The organism is Paenibacillus piri (assembly GCF_004354045.1).
In the GTDB taxonomy this organism is placed as follows: domain Bacteria; phylum Bacillota; class Bacilli; order Paenibacillales; family NBRC-103111; genus Paenibacillus_S; species Paenibacillus_S piri.
In genome coordinates this window covers 19431-40863 of the sequence record NZ_SMRT01000014.1, presented here as the reverse complement: position 1 = coordinate 40863, position 21433 = coordinate 19431, and the positions used below count along the sequence as shown (strand labels likewise).

Genomic DNA, 21433 nt, shown 5'->3' with positions numbered 1-21433 from the left:
CTTTACGATTATGCTTGAAATACATATACCTGTATAGGTATTAATTTACTATAATAAAATTTGTCCGCTTCGTCAACCCCCGGATTCTCTTTCCAAATGTCATGATGCAAAGAACCCCGACATGCACAAGCATATTCGGGGTCTAATACTTCTCATATAACTGACGGTAACGGCTTGGCGTAATGCCTTCGCATTTTTTAAAAATCCGGTTAAAATAGGTCGGTTGATAGCCGACCCGCTCGGCGATCTCGTTGATTCTGCAGTCGGTTTCCGCGAGGAGCTGCTTGGATTTGTCAAGACGGATGCGGGTCAAGTAATCGATGAAGTTCACACCCGTTTCCTGTTTGAATATACGGCTCAATGTAAAAGGATTGATCCCGAACTTATCCGCGCACCATTCGAGCGAAATATCCTGATGGTAGCTCGCATGCAGCAAATCGGTCATCTGCCGAATCATCAGCTTATGCTGTTCGTCGTGGGATTCCACAAGCTGCTGCACTTCCCGGGTGTAAGGCCCGATAATGTGCTGCCGAAACCACGATTCCGCATCGTCCGGCTCGCTGATCCCCGCCAGCTCCACGTGCAGATCGGCGGACACGCCGATCTTGTACGGATTGCGTCCGGCCTTGAGCAGGCCGAATTGCACATTGCCAAGCAGCTGCAGCATCCATTGGATGAACATCGACTGCGTCGCTTGATGCCGCTTCAGCTCCCGGCAAAAGCCGCTCAGCGCCTGCACGGCCTGCTCCTCCTGTCCGGCACATACGGCTTGAATCAATTCCGTTTCCAGGGCGAACGGATATTGAACCGCTTCCGGTTCATTCGCGGTATAGTCTTCCACATCCAGAATTTGATCGGAATCCGACAAGCTCCGGTGCTTGACCGTCTGCCTGGCTTCCTCCAGTACCAGCGGAGCTGACTTCGCCTCGTACGTCAATCTGCCGATGCATACGGTAATCCCCATCCGGATAAACCTTCCAAGCACTTGCGTCAGCTGCTCAGCCAAACCGTTAAGCTCCCCTTTGATTTGCGCGACAGATTGATCGGCGGGAAGCAGAATGAACAGAGCTGCCGTCAAGTCTTGAAAATTGATGACTTCCGCATGGGAAAACTTCGATCTGGCCGCCTCCTCGATAATATTCGAGGTGGCGTACGAGATCAGCTGGCGGTCTCCTTCCGTAAACCGGCCGGACAGCTTGGCGATGCCGTGCAGCTGAATAAACAGGATGGCAGCGGAAAACCTGTCCATATCCCATCCGAGCTGCTGCATATGCCTCCTGATCTCTTCCTCCGTCCATGAATAAAAATTCCCTTGAACGAGCTGCAGCAGGAAGCCTTCACGCAGCTTCGGCAGCTGCCGCTCCACGCGCTCGCGCAAGCTTTCGCTCTCCGACGTGAGCCGGTTCCATTCCTTCTCGATCAGCTCGATCTCGTTGTCGGAGCCGCCGGAGCCGGCGGACATCCGGTTGATCCGGAACAGTCCGGTCAAATAGCGGACAGGCTCGTACAGCTTGCGGGAAGCGACAACCGACATGAGCAGGCCGACAAGCAGCCCTCCGATGCTTACCGCGTAAATCAATCTTGAGGCGAATACCACCGGGGCGGTCATTTTGGAAACCGATACGGCGGAAATGTATATCCACTTTTTCCCCAACCGATTGAATGTACTATAAGATACGCTATATTCCTCGCCTTGCCAGCGGAAAGGAAACGTATCCGATAGGCGGCCGCTTCCCAGTACTGCTTGCTTCAATGCTTCCTCCTGCGGGGTCATGCCGGACGCGTCCGTGGTGACAACGAACTCCCCTTCATCCGTAATCAGAAAGGAGCCGGAATTCTCATCAGCGGACGGTTCGCTGATCAACTGCTCCAGCTTCACCTTATCCAGGTAAACGATCAGCGCCGCCGCCGACTGCCCGTTCTCCACAGGAAGCCGGTATATTAAAGCCGGAGCCAATTTCGACTGATCGGGCGGCAGCAGATTGAACTCCGGCAGCCAGTACGTCACGTTCGGCCGTGTCAGCAGCGATTGCATGCGGGCTTTCGCCGCTTCATCCTCCAGAGCCGCGGCGCCGCCTTCCTCCGAATATATCGTACCCGTCACATCCATATACAAATACGCTTCGCTCACTAGCGGATTGGACCGTTTCAGCAAAAACAACGTTTTAATAATTTCACGGATATGCTCATAGTCGTAATGGACGGGCAAATTGAGCAGTTTCATGCCAAAAACCGGATTGAACGCCCACTGGGTCGTATTTCTCTCCAATTGGGACAACGTATCGTCCGCCCGTACGACAGATTGTCTGACCTGATTTTCCCTTGTGACGGCGATCGATTTCTCCATCTGGCTGACGCCAATCCGGTTGACGGCAATGCCGATCAATAAGGCGGGCAAGCAGGTAATCGCCATAATAAACAGCAGACTTCTCCGGTAGAAGCGGCCCTGCTTCCATAAATTATCCGAATTACGAAACCATGCTCCCCAGTTTTTCACAGATTCTGGCCACCTCTCCTTCAGTAAGATGTTTAATTATGACCGCGTCCCGCTCCGAGCCGCACGGCGGTTCATTCCCAGGGGAAGCCCAGCTCCCCGGCCCGTTCCCGGAAACGCTCCGCCTGCTCCGCATACTGCGGATCGGCTATAAAATTGACGGTTTCCCCAGGATCCCGCCGCAGATCGAACAGCACCTCCGGGCTGTCGGGGCCGTAGTATTGATATTTCATATGATCTCGCTTGATCATCAGGTTCGTTCCGCCGAACTGGGATACCGTCTCGTTGTCCCAGCCCGCCGCATCTCCCGACAGCAGCGGCACCAGACTGCGGCTGTCCAAATCCGGCGGAGCCGGCACCTCGCACAGCTCGCACAGCGTGGCAAACAAATCGCACAGATTAACATTTTCCGATATATGAAGGCCGGCGTCAAATCGCTTCGGATAACGAATCACAAGCGGAACCCGGGCGCTCGCTTCGAAAAACTTTTGCTTTTCCCAGACGCCGTGCTGTCCGAGCATTTCTCCGTGATCCGTCGTATAAATAATGATCCAGTCGTCCAGGTTTTGGCCGACATGCTCCAGCGCGTCCATCACTTGACCGAAGTAATCGTCAATCGTCTCGATCATCCCGTAGTAGGCGGCCGTCGCCCGGCGGATTTCGCGCTCCATAGCGTGCAGTCCGGCCTTGACAGGCATCCGGCTCAGGAAAGGATGGTCGAACAGCGGCTCGTCCGCATAAGGCACAACCCGGTTCAAATAATACGTAAATTTCTCCTCGCTCGTCAAATACGGATAATGCGGCTGGAGCACGCTGACCTTGAGCAGCAGCGGCTGAATCTGTTCCCTGTCGTAATAGGTGCTGTTAAAATAATCGTCGATGAATTGAATCGCCCCCTGTACGGCGTATTCATCGTGGGAGACGCACGGCCCGCGGCCGATTCCCGCTCGCGCCACCTCTTTCTCCTGCGGCCACTTTTGCGGCGGTATATCGTATTTAGCGTATTCTTCCGCCTGCCGATTGTCAATGAACGGCGGCATCACCTGCATGTCGCCGCCGATCCGCCGCGTCCAGCCCATCATCTGGTCGCTGCCCATGTGATGTAGCTTGCCGCTCACGACTGTCTGATACCCGTACTGTGCCAGCCGCCGGGAGAAGGTCATATGCCCTGGCGGCAAATCCTGGCCGTACTTCTCGCACCCGGTCGTGCGGGGAAACTGCCCCGCCATCATGCTTTGTCGGCCGGGGATGCAAATCGGCGACGGCGTATACGCGTTGCCGAACACGGCTCCGGTCCGCGCAAGCCGGTCCAGATTGGGCGTGCGGATGACGTTGTTGCCTGCAAAGCCGGTGACATCGGCCCGATGCTCGTCGCTCATCAGAAACAAAATGTTCGGTTTCCTGCTCATCTGTCCGTTCCCCCTCCGTTATTTTCCTTTGCGCTGCGCGTAATCACCGTTGATTTCCGTAATAATCTGCTGGTACTGCGCATCGGCTTTCAGCTTGCCGACCATATCATCCCAGGCGGTAATCGGCTCGCGCCCGAGAATGATTTTTACTTTCAAATCCTGTATTTTTTTATCATAGTCTTTGCCCGCCTTGATGTACGTATCCGAGTTCAAGCCTACAGCCGGGGCCGGTATGCTGTACTTGGACCGCTCGTCCACGATCTGCTTGTTCCGGTTCAGGAAATCGGCCGGAATTCCCGTCTGGTACGCCCGCTCATATTTGTCGAGATTGGCGAACAGATGCACGAACACGCCTACATTATCTTTCACCGCTTGTTCCGTCGGCGCGATAACGCCGTCTTTTTCCGTATAATGAACGTCCTTGAGCCCATAGCTCGCCAGCATCCAGCCTTCTTCCGTAGCCCCGTAATCCATAAACTGCAGCAGCTTCTTCATCTTGGCTTCCGGCACCGACTTCGGAATGACATACATCCCGTAAGCCCCCGAATCCTTCGGTACGAACTTGCCCGCCGTCCCTTCCAAATAAGTGAGCGGCAGGATATCGGCCTGCGGGTTCGTTTTGCGCATTTGTCCGGTCAGCAGCCAGGACGGCTTCATCGCATCGGCGAATATGCCCGCTTTGTTGGTCGTAATCATTTCGCGCACCTGAGACGTTTTCAATGTCGGAAAATCGGGGGCGATAATGCCCTCCTTATACGCTTTGTTCAGCCAGACAAGCGACTCCCGCGTGCCCGGCTCGAAGACAGTGTCGACCAGCTTGCCGTCCTTTTCCTTCCAGCGGCCGTTCGTTCCGTTCATAACGTTCTCCACCCAGACGAACGAGCCCATTCCGTCGGACGATACAAGGCCGGTAAAGCCGACCGTGTCTTTCTTGCCGTTTCCGTCGGGGTCCTTCTCGGTAAACGCCTTCATCACTTCGTACATTTGATCCATCGTAACCGGAGCCTGCATGCCCAGCTTATCCAGCCAATCTTTGCGGATGAGCGGGAAGTTGCCGGAGCCTTCCAGCGGTCTGACGCGGACAATACCGTAGTTTTTACCGTTGATCGCCGTATTTTTCCACGACTGGGCAGGGAACGCGCTTAAATTTTTGTAGTCCTTGATATAAGGGGTCAGATCCCAGAACGCTCCCTGCGACGCCATCATTTTCACTTGGGGGCTGTACGGGTCGAGGACGAGCATCATCTCGGGAATATCGCCTGAAGCGAGCGTCACGTTCGTCTTGTCGTCATAATTGTTGGAAGACACCCACGATATGTTCAGCTTCGTATTCGTGTTTTTCTCGATTTCCTTCTTGGTCACGTCATCGTCGCTCGGCGGCTCGGGGGTAAAAAACACGGTCATCATATTGATTTCCGTCGGGCCTTTATCGGCTTCCGCCGCTTTCCCCGCCTGCGGCCCGTCTTTCGCACAACCTGCAAATAGCATCGCGGACCCGATCACGGATGCCATGACTGCGGTGCCTAATCTTTTTGCTGCCATTTTTAATTCCTCCAATAGATATTATAATAATGGATATTATTCCTTCACCGAACCGACCATCGCACCTTTGGCAAAATGCTTTTGCAGGAACGGGTACACCAGCAATATCGGAATCGTCGCGACGACGACGGCCGCCATTTTCAACGTTTCCGAAGGAATTTGCTGCTCGGCCGTCAGCTCCAGCGCCGCCGATCCGCCGGACGCCGTGGATGCGTCGATCAGCATATTTTGCAGCAGCACCTGCAGCGGCCACAGCTCGTGCTTGTTGATATACAGAATCGCGTGGAAAAACGTATTCCAGTACGCCACCGCGTAAAACAGCCCGAAGGCGGCCATCGCCGGCAGTGAAAGCGGAAGAACAATACGCAGCCAGGCCGTAATGTCGTTGCAGCCGTCCATCGTCGCCGCTTCCTCCAGGCTTTCCGGAATGCTGTCGTAGAACCCTTTCATCAGCAATACGTACCAGCCGCTCGTCAGCACCGGAACGATCAGCGACCAGATGCTGTTGATCAAGCCCAGCTCGCGTACCAGCAAATAATTCGGAATGATGCCGGGCTGGAACAGCGTCGTGAGAAGCACCATCAGCATCAGAATTTTTCTGCCCTGCAGACGTTTTCGCGAAAGCGTATAAGAGAAGGCGGACGTGACGATCAAGGAAAGGAGCGTGCCGACCGTTGCCAGAAAGCCGCTGATTCCGATGGCATTGATGAATGATTTCGTCGACAAAATATACCGGTACGAGATTAAACTCCACGTCTCGGGAAACAGGACGAAGCCTTTATGGAAATACTCGTCCGGGTCCGTGAACGAAACGATAAATACGTAATACAGCGGAAACAGGCTGATCGCGGCAATGACGCTTAACAGCGTTACATTCGCAGCCGTAAACCACCGGTCTCCCGTGTGCAGCGTTTGCAGCTTCATCGTCAATACACCCCTTCCTCGCCCATTTTTTTGGCAAATTTGTTCGCCCCGATCACCAGAATCAGACCGACGAGCGATTTGAACAAGCCGATCGCCGTGCTGTAGCTGAACTGCCCCTGCTTGACGCCGACCCGGTACACGTACGTATCGAATACATCCGCGACATCGGATACCGCGCCGTTCATCATGAGAAACACCTGCTCGAACCCGACATCCATAATATGCCCGATCCGCAAAATAAGCAGAATGACGATCACATTGCGGATCGAAGGAAGCGTGATATGCCATATTTGCCGGAACCGGCTCGCCCCGTCCATCTTGGCCGCTTCATATAGTTGGGGATCGATGCCGGCAATCGCCGCGAGAAAAATAATCGTTCCCCAGCCCGCATCCTTCCAGATCGTCTGAAGCGTCAGCAGCAGCCAAAAATAATCCGGATTGGTCAAAAAGTCGATTTGCACAAAGCCGCCCGCCTGAAGCATCTTATTGACGACGCCTTCCGAGTGGGAAAGCAATAAGAACGTAATGCCGACGATAATGACCCAGGAGAAAAAATGCGGCAAATAGACGATCGTTTGCACCGTTTTTTTGAACAGTACGTTTTTCAGCTCATTTAATAGAATGGACAGCAAAATCGGCAGCGGAAAAAACAGCAGCAAGCTCAATGCGTTAATGCCCAGCGTGTTGCGGAACAGCTTGAAAAAGTCGTCGTTGGCGAAAAAACGCGCGAAATGCTGCAGGCCGATCCAGTCGCTGTGCAGAAAGCCCTGATAAGGCGAGTAATTTTGAAAGGCGATCAAAACTCCCCACATCGGCACATATTTGAAAATGAGGAAATAACAAATGCCCGGCAGCGCCAGCAAATACAAATATTTGTTGCGCCGCAGCGTTCGCAGCCAGCGCCCCGAGCTTGCCGTTGAACGCTCCGTTCCCGGACTGCCGACCTTCAGCGCCCTTGTTGTGCTCATAGCGTCTCGTCCTCTCGTGTTGGAATGTGCACCTAGCATATCGATGAAATCGCTTCCCGGCAATAACACTTTTTTACGTTCCGCTTTTGGGAACATTGGACTTTTTTTCGCTTTATACTTTTTTGCTTTTATTACGAAGTCGTTCCCGGCCCGCGGTATAGTTCAATGCGTGAAACTGAGGTATAATGGTAGCCGTATATAGAAAAAATCAGGAGTGGATAACCATGTACAAAATGCTGGCGATCGACATCGACGATACGCTGATTAACGATGCAAAAGAAATTACTCCGGGCACGAAGCAGGCGCTGGCCCAAGCAATGGCGCAGGGCGTCACGGTCACTTTGGCGACCGGCAGAATGTACGCGTCGGCAAAGCAGCTTGCTTCCCAGCTGGAGCTTAACGTTCCCTTAATCACCTATCAGGGATCGCTCGTCAAAAACTCCCAGGACGACCGAATATTGTACGAGCGGTCCGTGCCTGCGGAGGCGGCGCACTTTATATTTGATTACTGCGAGCGCAACGGGCTCCATCTGCAGACGTATTTGAACGATACTTTGTATGTAAAAGAGCAGAACGAAAAAATCGAAGGCTACGCCGCATTGTCGAAAATACCTTATACGATTCATCCTGATTTTAAAAGCCTGGCCGACCAGCCTTCCATCAAGCTGCTGATCATCGACGAGCCGGCCAAGCTGGACGAAATCGCCGTAGAACTGCGCAAGGAGATCGGACATCTCGTTCACATTACGAAATCGAAACCTCATTTCCTCGAAATTATTCATCCCGAAGGGACCAAGGGCGACGCGCTGCGTTATTTGGCCGGACAATACGGCTACGATATGTCGGAAGTCATCTCGATTGGCGACAGCTGGAACGATCACGAACTGCTCGAGGCCGCAGGCTTCGGGGTGGCGATGGCCAATGCGGTCGATTCATTGAAGCAGATCGCCGATTATGTGACGCTCAGCAATAACGAGGATGGCGTCAAGCATGTGGTTGAAAAGTTCGTGCTGCAGCCGACCCGATAAAAGCATAAAATGCAAGAGGGCCGGTCGCTTGGACCGGCCTCTTCTTGCGTTATGGAACAAACGCGCCGCGGCAGCTCCGGCGTTTGCGTACGTACAGTCGCAGCTTGTTATCGATGTCGCGGCGCGGCGAAACGGACATGGCTGCCGTTGATTGGGCACGATTTCGTCCTTTTTAAATTGTGACGGACAGGAAAGTCGTTATTTGACTCTCCATTCACTCAGTTGAGACATTTGCCGCAAGATAACGTCACCCCGGTCCGCTACGTTTGAAAACCTCTCGATTCGCCGTATTTAACGGCTCTGGTGTCCATCAGAGCAACAATGCCGCCTTGCGGACTGGCATCGGAGTTGGACTGACCGCCAAGCAATTGCCAGAACTCGCGCCCGGGATTCGCGCGCGGAGTGGGCGGGCATATGCCGCCGCCTCGCGCGTAACGAGCATAATCGTACCCGAGAAGACCGATCCTACTTAGCGCTGCCGGCATTCCGGTGCCGGTTATAGCTGCTGTTCATCCATTCTAGCTTGTAAGCCTCGTACTGCTCATGCGGCCGGACCACTACGCCGCCATGGCAAATGCTGAGCAGCTCCGGCTTCAACTGCTCCACGATTGCGCCGCTTTCTACGGCTTGCGCCATATCCGCGGTAAACATCGCCATCGGCTGATGGAGCCTGCCGCGCTTCGTCGTAAACAAGTCGCCGGCCAGCAAAACCCCGTCCCGCTCATGATAGAAGGCGGTATGTCCCGGTGAATGGCCGGGCGTCCAGTACGGCACCAGCCCGCCAACCGGCTGCTCCATGGCAAGCGGCTGCACCAGTCCCGCTTCGACGGACGCCTGCGCTTTACGGCGTCCGGGATACGGCTGCCGCCCTTCCATGCAGGCAATTTCAGCTTCATGCACGTAGACCGGAACCTCGAAATGCTCGCGCAGCTTCCGGATGCTTCCCGTATGATCCGAATGCCCGTGCGTCAGTACAATACGCTCCAGCGGCAGATTCATCGCTTTAATCTGCCGCAGCAGTCCTCCCGCCATCCACGAAACCCCCGCATCCACCAAGGTCAGCCCGGTTTCCGTTTTCACCAGCCATACGCTTACCGGAATAATCGTCCATATGCTGCATTCCCATACATGCTCCGAAAGCTGCTTTATTTTCATCCTAGCCGCTCCTCACCGAATAATTTACTGTTTCATTCCGTTCCTTTGTCGTTTAAGTTCATGTTCATTCTAAAGGAATGCCTCTGCATTATTGTTTATTGACCCGCCTCTGAACCGGATCGGGCTTTGCAGCTCATGCCGAGCAGGACAATGTCGACCGACTGGTCAAGCAGCGGGAAAATTCGCTCCAGCAGCTCTTCCAGCGGCTCCTCGTTGTACAGATACGTCATCACCATACCATTCAGCACATAAAAGTAGACGCGGCCCAGGTTCACTCTTTCCGTGGCGGAGCCGGCGGGGATCAACTGATTCACACACTCCGTCAAATGATCGAACAGCCTGATTCGCAGCCGGTTCATCTCGCTGGTCGGGTCCACTTCGTCCACACGCACCGCGCGCATATTGAAAATGACGGAAACCATGCTTTTATGCGACAGGCAGAAGCGCAGAAACTGCCGGCTCATCTCTTTCAGCTTCTCCCCGGGAGCCGTGGAGAGCTGATTCATAGCCGCGATGAAGGCCGCTTCCAACGTTTGCAGCGGCGGTATAGCAAGCTGCTCCAGCAGTGCCTCTTTATCCTTAAAATACAAGTAAATCGTTGTATGGGAGCAGTTCGCTTCCTTGGCGATTTCCCGCATTGTTACCGTTTCGTAGCCGCGCGTCGTGAACAGTCTCCCTGCCGCTTCCGCGATGCTCCGCTTCGTTTCCTCGGAACGAAGCTCGTGGCGAGTCTTTCTTTTTGAAGTCTCCACCGTCATCAAGAATCTCCTCCATAATCATAACCACTGGTTAGTAACCGTTGGTTTCATAATAACCGATGGTTATAATTTCTGCAACCCTTTATTTCTATGTTTCGTTATTTTCCCGGATTTTCATCCGGTCCGACAGTCATGCGCCGGCCAAGCGCAAACAAGCCTCCGGCACCATCACCGGTGCCGGAGGCTGTAATACTCATTGGTTTCCTCTTTACGCTATTGCTTGCTGCATTTACAATTCGACCATCGCTTTAATCACCTTGGACTCCGGCTGCAGCCAGCTGTCGAAGTGTTCGATCATTTGCCCGAACGGCACACGGTGAGTAATATAGCTGTTTACGTCGATGCTTCCGCCTCTTACCGCTTCCATCACATTGTCGAAATCTTCCCGGGTTGCGTTGCGGCTGCTCAGCAGCGTCAATTCATGCTTGTGAAACTCAGGATCGTTAAAGCTGATATCCGCTTTGACCAATCCTACATAAACGAGCTTGCCGCCATGGGCGACAAGACCGAATGAATCGGTCATTGACCGGAGGTTCCCGGTAGCGTCAAATACAATCGTCGGAAAATCGCCGTTCGTTAGCGCTGCCAGCTGCTCCTTGGGCCCGTTCAGCGCATTTACCGTATGGTCGACTCCGGCCCATTGGCGGCAAAATGCGAGCCGCTCGTCGTTGATGTCCATCGCGATTACCTGCGCGCCGCGGTGCTTCGCGAAGGCCATCACACCCAGCCCGATCGGTCCCGCCCCGATGACCAGCACCGTCTCGCCGGCGCGCAGCTCCGATCTCCGCACCGCATGAGCACCGATGCTGAGCGGCTCCAACACCGCAGTCTGATCGAGCGTAAGCTCATTCGTGCGGATCAGATGGGTGACCGGCACAGACAGCAGCTCCCGCATACCGCCGTCGGAATGAACGCCCAGCACCTGAAGACTCGTGCAGCAATTGGTCTTGCCGTTGCGGCAGGCGATACAGCTCCCGCAATGCATATACGGCATGATACCCACCTGGTCTCCGACCTGCAGCCCCGCATCGTTGACGCCTACGCTTTCAATTACGCCCGCCAGCTCATGTCCAAGCACCCGGGGATATGAAAAGAAAGGCTGATTGCCTTTGTATGCGTGCAAATCCGTTCCGCAGATGCCGATTCTCCGGATGCGTACAATCGCTTCGCCCGGTGTCAATACCGGTTCCTCCAGCTCGATATACTTGAACTTTTCCACTTCTTCACAAACGATACCCCTCATGAATAAAGCCTCCTGACGTATTTAAGATTATGAAAGGAAATGACCGGTTCGTTCCCAAGCGTTAGCTTTGCCCCTTAATAACGCCCTTTTTCAAAATGATATTGGCGTACAGCGCCTCTTCGCCTGTCGCGACTATTGCATAAGCCTCCTTCGCCCGCTCGTAAAATGCAAACCGCTCTACATATTCAAACGGCTGCTCCACTGCGGCGTATGGAGCGACAATAGTTTGATACCGCTTCCAAATAGGTGTTTCGACCGTATCGCCGGGGACCTTGTCCATCAGAGCCGCGGGATGCTGCACGTAAGTATCGAGCGGAAACAGTTTAAGGATCGCCTCGAGCAGCTCCGGCACCGGATGCCCGTCACAGCGGACCAGCCTCTGCGCCATGCTTGCCGCAGGGAAGTTGCCGTCCGCCAGCACAAGCTCGTCCCCATGGCCCATCTCCATCAAAATTTTGATCAATTCCGGTGAAATCAGCTTTGAAATACCGATTAGCATATTCGTATCTTCCTTTCATGCCGGGATTCGTTCCAAGCTTTATTTTATCAGCAAATTGCTATAATAAAATAGCTTATGTTTGCAAATTTGTACTCTTTTTTGATAAGCTGATGCTTGTATGGGCGGCAGGCCTGCCGCTGACCGCAAAAACAACTTCAGGAGACGCGAATGAATCCCATCCGCAAGCAATTTGATGCCAATAGCGCTTTTCCCTTCTCGTTCGCGTACAAAGGTACGAAAAGCATGCAAGCCGAGCTGCCCGATCACATTCACGATTGGTACGAGCTCGTCTATGTGTACCGCGGAAAAGGCACATTATTTATCGACCAGACGATTTACGATATGCGGGAGGGCGACCTGTTCGCAATTCCCGGAAATACGATCCATCGCGCGCTGCCGGACAAGGACGATCCTGTCACCTCGACCGCCGTTTTTTTCAGCCCTATGATCGTACAGCATGCTTCCTTCGGCGATTCCTTCTCCTATCTCCACTGCTTCGAACAGCAGAAAAAGCGGAAAAGCTATAAATTCGAGCTGGCACACCCGAAGAGGCAGGAGCTCGAAGCCGCTCTTGATCGCATACAGGAGGAAATCCGCTCATCCGCGACAGGCTGCCGGCAAGCCATCGTCCTGCAGCTTCAATCGATGCTGCTGCTGCTGAACAGGGAAAGCGGCCCGGCTCACGGGCACGGCGCCGTCGATTCATCGGTCGGACCGAGCTGGATGAAGCCTGTTTTGCTGTATATCGACGACCATCTGTTCGATGACGGGATCGAAATCGGCCTTTCGGCCGTTTCCTGCAAAGCGTCCGTTACGCCTGCGCACTTCAGCCGCGTGTTTAAGCAGACGATCGGCATGAATTTGAGCGAGTACATAGTAACGAAACGGATGATGAGAGCAAAGGAACTGCTGAACGATACGGACCATAAGATCAGCCTGATCGCCGAAATGTGCGGCTTCGAATCGCTGCCCCATTTTCACCGCATGTTTAAAAAGCTGCTAGGCGTAACGCCGGCGGCGTACCGTAAATTGGCCTGGACGCCAACGCGACTTCCTGATCGGACGTGAAGCTCTGAAGCAAATTCCTATTACTTTTGGGGGAGCCCCCGGTTATCTGCAATAATTTGCTTCGCATCATTTCCCGACAACAAAAAGAAGCCTGCCCGAAACATTCGGCGGCCTCTCATCAGGATATGAATAACGCGCTTAGGCTTGACCGGCTTTCGGCTCGTAGCTGATCATCCATGAAACGCCGTACTTGTCTTCGAGCTGCCCGAACAGCGCACCCCAGAAAGCCGGCGAAAACGGATGCCTGACAACGCCTCCGTCCGCAAGCTTATCAAAAGCTTCACGCGCTTCAGCTTCCGTTTCGAATTCGAGGCTTAGATTGATCCCGTTTCCAGGAACCAACTGTCCGAATACGAAGTCGGTCATATAGAAGGTAACCCCGCCGGCAACCAGACTCAAGTGCATGACTTTATCCTTCATGTTTTGGCTTGCATCCGGCAATTGACCATGCGTCATAACGGACAAGATTTCCCCGCCGAGCGCTTGCGTGTAAAATTCAGCCTGGGCTCTTGAATCCTCCGAGAAAATATAAGGCGTAAGCTTTGCCATCCTGCAACATCCTTTCAAGTGGGATTAAATGCTTGCCCTTATCTTAGCATACGCCTTCTTCCCGGATTTCTTACAGATTGCTATTTGGACAAGTACTTAAAATAACGGAATACAAAGGAGATCGACCCTCTTGCAGCTGCTAGCCAAGGAATTCAGCCGCATTCACGAAATTGCGGTTTACGAAACCTCCCAACTATATGGACAACTGGGGAAGTATCGCTTCCTGCAGTTTTCGGATCATGCCGTTCAAGGCGCAATGGATATGAACGATCCGAAACGTATCGTACTGGAATACCCGCGTGCCATCATTCATTGCATGGAGCATAACAACCCGGCCTTTGAGCATGTGTTCGTGATCGGACACGGAATCGGGACGATTTCCGGCCATTACCCGCAGAAGCGGTTTAAAGTAGCGGAGATCGACGAGACGGTAGCGGAGCTGAGCAGAGCATTTTTCCAGTACGGCAAAGACGATATCGTGATCGGCGACGGACGCCTCATCCTCCAGGACGAACAGCCGGGGACGCTGGATTATATTATCGTAGACGCCTTCACCCGCAAGGGAACTCCGACTCATTTGACATCGCTGCAGTTTTTCGATATAACCCGGCAGAAGCTTAATCCCCGCGGGGCCATTATCTTGAATCTTACGGGCAAAATCAAAAACGACAAGCACATCAACGCCATTTACACGACGCTCAAGGAATCGTACGCCTGCACCAGAGCCTTTTCCTTGCCGGGGGAAGCTGCGTCAGACATTAGAAACATAATAATCATCGGCAGCAGCAGAACCACCGATTTTCAGCCTCGGCAGATGGCAGAGTTTATCGAAATCGAATTGGAGCCGGGGTATGTCATTACCGATCAAACCCCATACCCGCCGGCGCGCCGGTGAATATGGGGAGTTGCAGATAATTGAAGTCCGCGATTTTAGGCCGAAGACTTCACCTTGAATTTGATCAAACCGTAGCTGCGGTAAAAAATAACGGCGCCCAATATAATCGCGGCCACAAACATGAGCAGCAGGTTGCTGTACAAATGCGCTTCGGTGCCGCGAACCAACGGATTGACCGGAAAGCTCAGCAGCTTTTCGTCCAATACTCTCGCAACGACTGCCGTCCCGACAGCCCCCGAAATAAAGCCGACCAGATTGAACAGCCCCATGCCTACGCCAGTTTGATTCCTGTCCAGCGTCAGGGAGACGCTGTTGGCCAGCGCCGTTTGAATGAACGAGAAACCGATGTACAACAATACCATTGCCGCGGACGTAAGCCATGCGTTCAAGCCGAGCATGGAAGAAATCAGCAGCAGACTGATCGTCAGCAGCGTAATTCCGATCGCAACTACATAGTTGTTTCCTCGTCTATCCGCCAAGCTGCCGCCTATCGGACCGAATACAACCGCGCTGATCGCCCCGGGGAACAAAATCCAGCCGATTGCGCTCGTGCTTAAGCCTTTCAAACCGCTCAGCATAAGCGGCATGACGAACATAATGCCCATGACGGTGCAAAATAAAATAAATCCGACGATCAGACCGCTGCGGAATAGCCGGTTTTTAAGCAGCTCCGGCTCGATAAACGGCTGCTCGACCCGGCGGATATGAACGATAAACCATGCCAGCAGCACAACACTGGCAGCCAAATAATACCACTTCGGTATCGTGAAAAATAAAATGAGCGCGGCAAGACCGAAGCCGATCAGGCTAGCCCCCGGAACATCCAGCTTCCCGTCGCGCGTTTCTTCATCCGGCAGCACTTTCCGGAAAAACGGAATCGAGATGAGCGTAAACAGCGGGATGAGGAATAAAAACGACCAATGATACGCCGCCGAAACAAATCCGCCAAGAACGGGTCCGACGCCAACGGCAAAAGCTATTGTCGAGTTCAAAATACCGAATACTTTACCCCGGTCGTCCGGCGAAAAATATCTCGCGACGACGACCATAATTAACGCGGGAATGGCCGATGCCCCGGCGCCTTGAATCGCTCTTGCGACAATAACCATCGGATACCACGCCTGAAAGCAGATCCCTACCACCGACCCGACATTGTACACGATAATTCCGATCACGATCAGCTTCTTCAGGCTGTAAATATCCGACAGCTTGCCGTAAATGACGGAGCCGATCCCGAAAAAGATGATGAAAGTCGTCAGCACCCAGCTGACGCCCGATGGCGTCAATTGATATTGGGCGGCGATGTTCGGCGTGGACACGTTGAATACCGTCTCGTTGAGAACGCCGAAAAAAATAATAAAAATAATCCAGGGCGCCGTCTTGCGCAAATCAAGCGACGACCCTTGCGTACCCGTTGAAGCGGTTGAAGCGTCCAGCATAAATTTCACTCCTGTTCCTATCTCTTATTTTTATATAGCAGCTATTTTATAATAACAAACTTGGACCTGTCAACGGTACGGAGAGCTTTTTTAAAACAATTGTTTACCATCTCCGCGGTCCCTGTCACCATCTGTACGAAGGCGCATAAGGTGTAGTAGCATTGCTTGGGCTCATGCCTCCCCCATCCTTCGGCATAGGAGTTCTCATTTGACCGGATCGATCCAATTGTATCATTGAAAGATGACAGGTATTGTCATCATTGGAATGAAGCTTTTGTAAATAAGCTCGTTCAATTTCTCACAAAAAAGCGGGAAGGACCGTCCGCGGCAAGCGGTCCCTCCCGCTTTTAAATTTTTTATGACCGGCAGGGACACCTGCCCATAAGGATTAGGCATCCGTTACATATATTGTAGGCAGGTGCCGATTCCACAACGATTACTAAGGAGATGTTAGCCGTATGACAAAACCGAAACAGAAGCAACAACGGGCTGCACGCCCTAAATCAGCAAGAGGTCTTACTCCGAGCTTGCGAGCCTTGCCCGGAGGAACGTCTGGGATGCCGGGCCCAGGCGGTTTCCCTGGAGGACCGGGCAGCTTCCCCGGAGGACCCGGCAGCTTCCCCGGAGGACCGGGCGGCTTCCCCGGGAGCCCGGGACCCGCACCGTTTCCCGGCGGCCCCGGGCCAGCCCCGGGAGGCGTCTCACCACCGGGCGCTCCGGAAACGCCTCCGCCTTCCTTCATTCCGGCTATGCCGACTACAGCCCTGTTTGCGGTCGATCCCGGAAGCATCCGCCGCTGCATAAACCGCTACGTTTACATTTGGCAGGATAACGGCGATAGTTACTGGATGTTTTTGACCTTTGTCGGTCGGAACTCCATTTCCGGATTCCGCTGGTACGGTACCGCTCCTTTCGGCTTCTGGCTATTTTTCGGACTCGACCTCAGAAGAATCCGTCAGTTTACCTGCTTCTAAAAGAGATATCGAGCCACAGTCAGGCCCAACTTTTATGGCAAAGCAGAACAACCCCCCTTCAACCTACAAAAAAAGCTTCCGACATCGAACAGGCAGGTTCGGTCGGGAGCTTCTTTTTGGCTTGAACGGCTGCGACGAAAGCCGCTGCCGCTTACGAAATGTTAAGCAGCAGCCGGGCGATCAGCTGTGTATTATCCAGCTTATTTTTTAAATAATCATAATCCACCTTCGTCTGATCGACAGCCATTTTCGCTTTGATCAGCGCCCGCCTCAGCTCATGGGAATGCTGCCACAGCTCGGCATCCCGCATTTGCTCGTTTTTCCCGGTAATCCGTCCGAGGCTGAACAGCTCGCACTCTTTCGCATGCAGCGCCAGCTTCGCATCCTCCAGGCGGCTAACCGCCGCGTAATACCCGGACTCCGCTTCCTTCAGCTGCTCCGGCAAGCTCTGCAGCAGCTCCAGCACCTCTGTCTTCGTCATTATCCAAACCTCCCGCCAACATGAATCTGTTCTTACTTTCAGTGTATGCAACCGATTTGCGCGGCATGGCGGCAATTTGCTTTTTATTGGAAACAGGACAATTTTCAGCGTATGCTCAGCTGTCTTTCAGGTTAGCGTCATATATTTGTCATGAACAAATGAGATGATCGTAGGTACAGACGATCCATAGACAAATAGAGAGAGAAGTGGAGAGAAACGAATGGAGAACCGGATGAGCATCCCTTATATCCAGGCTGCACGGGGCATCGCCGTTGTGCTGGTCATGCTGTTTCATACGTCCCAAATGTCCGACAAATATTTTCATATCAACTTTTTGGGCATCAACGGCATGGGCCGCTCAGGCGGCTATGCTTATTTTTTTGTATTGACCGGCTATTTGATGGTTACGATTTACCGCAAGCATTTCGGCGATATCCGCGTATGGGGATCGTTTATGAAGAAGCGTCTGCTGCGCATTTACCCGATATATTGGATCGTCACGCTGGCCGTAATTCCGGTTTATTTCCTTGTGCCTTCATTCGGCTTTGGCTATGAAACGAAGCTGCCGGAAATTGTTACCTCGCTGCTTTTGGTGCCATACAGCAGCGCGCCGATACTTGGGGTCGCGTGGTCGTTATCGTATATCATGTTTTTTTATATCGTCTTTTCGCTGCTGTTCGTTTTGAACAAAAAAACGATGCTGACGCTGTTTGCCTTATGGCTGCTCATTGTCGGCCTGCAATCATTGGACTGGATCCGGCTGAAGGACAGCGTGCAGATCCGCTTCCTGTTTGATGCGATGCATCTTGAATTCGTGCTGGGCATGCTGATCGCATATGCGGTGCGCCGCCTGAAGTCAGGCGGCATCCTGTGGCTTACCGCAGGCTGTCTCGTGTTCCCCGCAGTATGGGTGGTGCGCGCGCTCCATCCGGATTTCGCTTATCCGAATGTCATGTATACGATCGGCGCGACGCTCGTGCTGCTCGGCATCGGCCTGCTGCGGACTGCCGCTCCGGCCTGGCTGAAGCCTGTTCAGTTTCTTGGCGATGCCTCCTATTCGATCTTGCTGACCAGTCTCATTTTTTTATCCATTACGCTCAAGCTGTCCCGGGCCGTGCATCTGGATCTCCGGATCGGTCCGATGCTGACCACGAGCCTAAGCTTTGTCGTATCGTTGGCGTTATGCTGCCTGTTTTACCGCTATATCGAGAAGCCGCTCATCCATTATTTCAAATCGATGACCGCCGCTAAAGCCCGAACCGCATAGCTCCGATTGCATACCACGGTAACGAAGCCGTCCGGAGTACCGCCGACTACCGCGGGCTGCGCGGCGAAGAATTAATGCCTTGAAACCGCAAAAACGCGTTCCTGCAAGCCGTCATAGGCCGAAGGAACGCGTTTTTTAATGTGCAGAAGCTATTGTCAATCCATTTCATAGATCGAGCCGGACTTGCTGGCGAACAGCTCCGCATACACCTTTTCCGCATAGGCGTCGGTCATGCCGGAGATATAGTCGGCGACCATGCGCTCCCAGCTCCATTTACTTTTATGCTGCTCGTAGCTTTCGATCCAATCCGGCGGCAGAATCAGCCGCCCTGTGTCGTGCACCTTGAAGCTGTCCCACAGCTGACGGATCATGATTTCGCTGCGTTTTTGCAGACGCTGTACCCGGAAGTCTTTGATCAAGGTAACCCATGCGAGCTTCTTCAAAATTTCCATTGTACGCAGCAGATGCAAATCCTGCTCTCCGTCTTCGACGAACGTTACCTTTTTCCAGCCTCTTTTCGGATCGTCGATAATGCCCACCTTGTTGGCGAACCGGCTGACCCAGCGGGCTTTCATCTCCCTACGGGTCTTCGAGGCTTCGCGGTTGCACTCGGCATAGATCGTCTCCCACTGCTCCAAGTAATCGTCCAGCACCTTCCGCACCATTGCCTTCATATCGACCTGATCCCAGCCCACGTCGACATTGCCTTGGTCGTTCACAATTTCCAGAATAAGGTTTTCCAGCAGCCTTTCCTCTTCGAAAAAGGAGCGGTTCATCTGGATTTTCCCGGCGCGAATTCCGTCTTCGATATCATGGGTGGAATAGGCGATATCGTCGCATAAATCCATCAGCTGCGCTTCCAGCGTCGGGCAGTCCTGCGGCATATTCCAGGCGTCACGGAGGAAGCGAATCCCTTCCCATTCCATCTTGTATACGCCTTTAATGCGTCCCTTCTCCTCCAGCAAGTAAGGATATTTATTGATTGCGAGCAGCGAAGCCGCGCTCAAATCGAGCCCGCTCCCGCTCCCCGCCCGTTTTTCGAGAAACATCAAAATGCGGAAGTTTTGCGCGTTTCCTTCGTAACATAGTCCGTACTCCTCCGACAGCAGCCGGTTCAGCACGTCTTCCCCTTTATGCCCGAAGGGCGGATGACCGAGATCATGCGCCAGCGACGCGACCTCAACTACCGCCGGATCGAGCATCAGCCCCGGATGCTCTCTGCGGGCCAAAAACGGGTACGTCTTCTCCATCCGCCGCGCGACTTCACGGGCGATTTGCGACACCTCCAACGAATGGGTCAGACGCGTCCGGTAATAATCACCGGAGCCTGCGCCGAACACCTGCGATTTTCCCTGCAAGCGGCGAAACGCCGGCGATTGAATCAGCCGCGCATAATCTTTTTCGTATTCATCCCGCTCCTCGCTGGAATTGGCGTTGGTCGTATCGTAAAGCCTCATTTTACGCAAATCCATATATGATCCTCATCTCTCGCTCCGCCCCGACAGCGGTTATTAACTGGTTTCTATTTATATCATATACAAAAAAACAGCGTCCGTGAGGAACGCCGCCCATAGGTGTTGTATAGAAAGCATAAGTTTATACTTTGCTTCGCACAACGTTGACAAACGCGCTCTTCCTCGAAGGACGGCGAAGCCGTTTATCCTTGTCCGGTTGTCGCTTTCGTTCCTGCAGCTTATTGTATCATTGCGCAGCCACGCTTTGCAAAGCGGCCAGCCCTCCGGCCCGTCCTTTCAAATAACTGAAAACCGCCGCATTTTATGCTATGCTGTTAAAGACTGAGTACACGTGTTTGTGACTTAAAATATTTAATGATCAGGAGAACCGACTATGAAATTCAGACCGTGCATCGATCTGCATCAAGGCAAAGTGAAACAAATCGTTGGCGAATCGCTCAATGTGGATAACGATACGGAAGTGATTGAAAATTTCGTTTCGGAAAAAGACCCCGCCTATTACGCGGACATGTTCAAGCGCGACCGGCTGCTCGGCGGGCATGTCATTATGCTGGGCGGCGGCAACGAGCAGGCTGCCGAGCAGGCGCTGCGCGCATACCCCGGCGGCCTGCACATCGGCGGCGGTATCACCGCGGACAATGCAGCCTCCTATCTGGAGAAGGGCGCGTCCCATGTCATCGTGACATCCTATATTTTTCGCGACGGCGAGCTGAACACGGCCAATCTCGATAAAATCGTATCCGAGGTCGGGGCGAAGCGGCTTGTCATTGACTTGAGCTGCAAGCAGCATGAAGATAAATGGGTCGTCGCAACCAACCAATGGAAGACGATAAGCAGCTTCGAGGTCACTGCGGAAAATTTGCGATATTTGGCGTCCTACTGCGATGAGTTTCTCATCCATGCCGTTGACGTCGAGGGCAAGCGCGCCGGCATTCAGGAAAGTCTCGTCAGCCATTTGGCCCAATCGGTGCCATTGCCGACGACGTATGCGGGCGGAGCCCGGTCATTGGCCGATCTTGAGCTGTTCCATCGGCTGACGGCAGGGAAGCTCGATATTACGATCGGCAGCGCGCTCGATATTTTCGGGGGCAGCCTGCCGTATAAGGACGTTATTGCCTGCTGCAACCGGCTGTAGGACAAGAATGTCCTCAAGGGCCTCTAAGGATCAAACATTTGCTTAAACGTAATTTTTTCGAATTGCGAGGCAGGTTCGCAGAGATTGACCGTAGCAGCGTATAAAGCTTTTGCTTCTACTCAATAACAAA

Annotated in this window: 19 protein-coding genes; 6 read left to right on the top strand and 13 right to left on the bottom strand. The window is 53.2% G+C overall.

From position 1 onward, the window contains the following. Positions 1-142 precede the first annotated feature (142 nt). From E1757_RS24430 to E1757_RS24410, 5 genes are all read right to left on the bottom strand, one after another. Entirely contained in the window at positions 143-2497 is a 2355-nt protein-coding gene (locus E1757_RS24430) for a helix-turn-helix domain-containing protein (protein WP_133233114.1), read from the bottom strand. A gap of 71 nt (positions 2498-2568) precedes the next feature. Next, complete coding sequence (locus E1757_RS24425) at positions 2569-3903, bottom strand: sulfatase-like hydrolase/transferase (protein WP_133233112.1); 1335 nt, start codon at positions 3901-3903, stop codon at positions 2569-2571. A gap of 18 nt (positions 3904-3921) precedes the next feature. Then, on the bottom strand, positions 3922-5445 hold the full coding sequence (locus tag E1757_RS24420; RefSeq protein WP_246079461.1) for an extracellular solute-binding protein: 1524 nt from the start codon (positions 5443-5445) through the stop codon (positions 3922-3924). 36 nt (positions 5446-5481) lie between these two features. Continuing rightward, entirely contained in the window at positions 5482-6369 is an 888-nt protein-coding gene (locus E1757_RS24415; protein ID WP_133233110.1) for a carbohydrate ABC transporter permease, read from the bottom strand. Positions 6370-6371: 2 nt separating this feature from the next. After that, on the bottom strand, positions 6372-7337 hold the full coding sequence (locus E1757_RS24410; RefSeq protein ID WP_165972265.1) for an ABC transporter permease: 966 nt from the start codon (positions 7335-7337) through the stop codon (positions 6372-6374). A 224-nt stretch (positions 7338-7561) separates the two neighbouring features. Between E1757_RS24410 and E1757_RS24405 the strand changes: the two genes are divergently transcribed. After that, positions 7562-8365, top strand: a complete 804-nt coding sequence (locus E1757_RS24405; RefSeq protein ID WP_133233106.1) for a Cof-type HAD-IIB family hydrolase — start codon at positions 7562-7564, stop codon at positions 8363-8365. 465 nt (positions 8366-8830) lie between these two features. Here E1757_RS24405 and E1757_RS24400 read toward each other — a convergent pair whose 3' ends face one another. The 4 genes from E1757_RS24400 to fucU all read right to left on the bottom strand — a co-directional run bounded on the left by E1757_RS24400 (position 8831) and on the right by fucU (position 12020). Further along, on the bottom strand, positions 8831-9520 hold the full coding sequence (locus tag E1757_RS24400; RefSeq protein ID WP_133233104.1) for an MBL fold metallo-hydrolase: 690 nt from the start codon (positions 9518-9520) through the stop codon (positions 8831-8833). 95 nt (positions 9521-9615) lie between these two features. Then, positions 9616-10278 (bottom strand): TetR/AcrR family transcriptional regulator, encoded by a 663-nt coding sequence (locus E1757_RS24395; RefSeq protein ID WP_133233102.1) that lies wholly within the window; start codon positions 10276-10278, stop codon positions 9616-9618. Between the two features lie 229 nt (positions 10279-10507). Continuing rightward, complete coding sequence (locus tag E1757_RS24390) at positions 10508-11521, bottom strand: zinc-binding alcohol dehydrogenase family protein (RefSeq protein WP_133233100.1); 1014 nt, start codon at positions 11519-11521, stop codon at positions 10508-10510. Positions 11522-11582: 61 nt separating this feature from the next. After that, positions 11583-12020 (bottom strand): L-fucose mutarotase, encoded by a 438-nt coding sequence (gene fucU / locus E1757_RS24385; protein ID WP_133233098.1) that lies wholly within the window; start codon positions 12018-12020, stop codon positions 11583-11585. Between the two features lie 168 nt (positions 12021-12188). On the opposite strand from fucU, the gene E1757_RS24380 reads away from it, so the two are divergent. Then, entirely contained in the window at positions 12189-13088 is a 900-nt protein-coding gene (locus E1757_RS24380) for an AraC family transcriptional regulator (RefSeq protein WP_133233096.1), read from the top strand. A gap of 138 nt (positions 13089-13226) precedes the next feature. On the opposite strand, the gene E1757_RS24375 is transcribed toward E1757_RS24380, so the two are convergent. Further along, positions 13227-13637 (bottom strand): VOC family protein, encoded by a 411-nt coding sequence (locus E1757_RS24375; protein WP_133233094.1) that lies wholly within the window; start codon positions 13635-13637, stop codon positions 13227-13229. A gap of 130 nt (positions 13638-13767) precedes the next feature. On the opposite strand from E1757_RS24375, the gene E1757_RS24370 reads away from it, so the two are divergent. Continuing rightward, entirely contained in the window at positions 13768-14532 is a 765-nt protein-coding gene (locus tag E1757_RS24370) for a spermidine synthase (RefSeq protein WP_133233092.1), read from the top strand. A 35-nt stretch (positions 14533-14567) separates the two neighbouring features. Here E1757_RS24370 and E1757_RS24365 read toward each other — a convergent pair whose 3' ends face one another. Continuing rightward, a complete protein-coding gene (locus tag E1757_RS24365; RefSeq protein WP_133233090.1) occupies positions 14568-15971 on the bottom strand; it encodes an MFS transporter in 1404 nt (467 codons plus the stop codon). A 557-nt stretch (positions 15972-16528) separates the two neighbouring features. Here E1757_RS24365 and E1757_RS24360 point away from each other — a divergent pair. Continuing rightward, positions 16529-16945, top strand: coding sequence for a collagen-like protein (locus E1757_RS24360; RefSeq protein ID WP_133233088.1), 417 nt, complete (start codon positions 16529-16531; stop codon positions 16943-16945). Between the two features lie 151 nt (positions 16946-17096). Here the strand turns inward: E1757_RS24360 and E1757_RS24355 are convergent, their stop codons facing one another. Continuing rightward, complete coding sequence (locus tag E1757_RS24355; protein ID WP_133233086.1) at positions 17097-17426, bottom strand: hypothetical protein; 330 nt, start codon at positions 17424-17426, stop codon at positions 17097-17099. A gap of 220 nt (positions 17427-17646) precedes the next feature. On the opposite strand from E1757_RS24355, the gene E1757_RS24350 reads away from it, so the two are divergent. Continuing rightward, on the top strand, positions 17647-18693 hold the full coding sequence (locus E1757_RS24350; RefSeq protein WP_133233084.1) for an acyltransferase family protein: 1047 nt from the start codon (positions 17647-17649) through the stop codon (positions 18691-18693). 155 nt (positions 18694-18848) lie between these two features. Here E1757_RS24350 and E1757_RS24345 read toward each other — a convergent pair whose 3' ends face one another. Next, entirely contained in the window at positions 18849-20165 is a 1317-nt protein-coding gene (locus E1757_RS24345) for a deoxyguanosinetriphosphate triphosphohydrolase family protein (RefSeq protein WP_133233082.1), read from the bottom strand. A 376-nt stretch (positions 20166-20541) separates the two neighbouring features. Here E1757_RS24345 and hisA point away from each other — a divergent pair, with 376 nt between their 5' ends. Then, entirely contained in the window at positions 20542-21303 is a 762-nt protein-coding gene (gene hisA / locus E1757_RS24340; RefSeq protein ID WP_133233080.1) for a phosphoribosylformimino-5-aminoimidazole carboxamide ribotide isomerase, read from the top strand. Positions 21304-21433 lie beyond the last annotated feature (130 nt).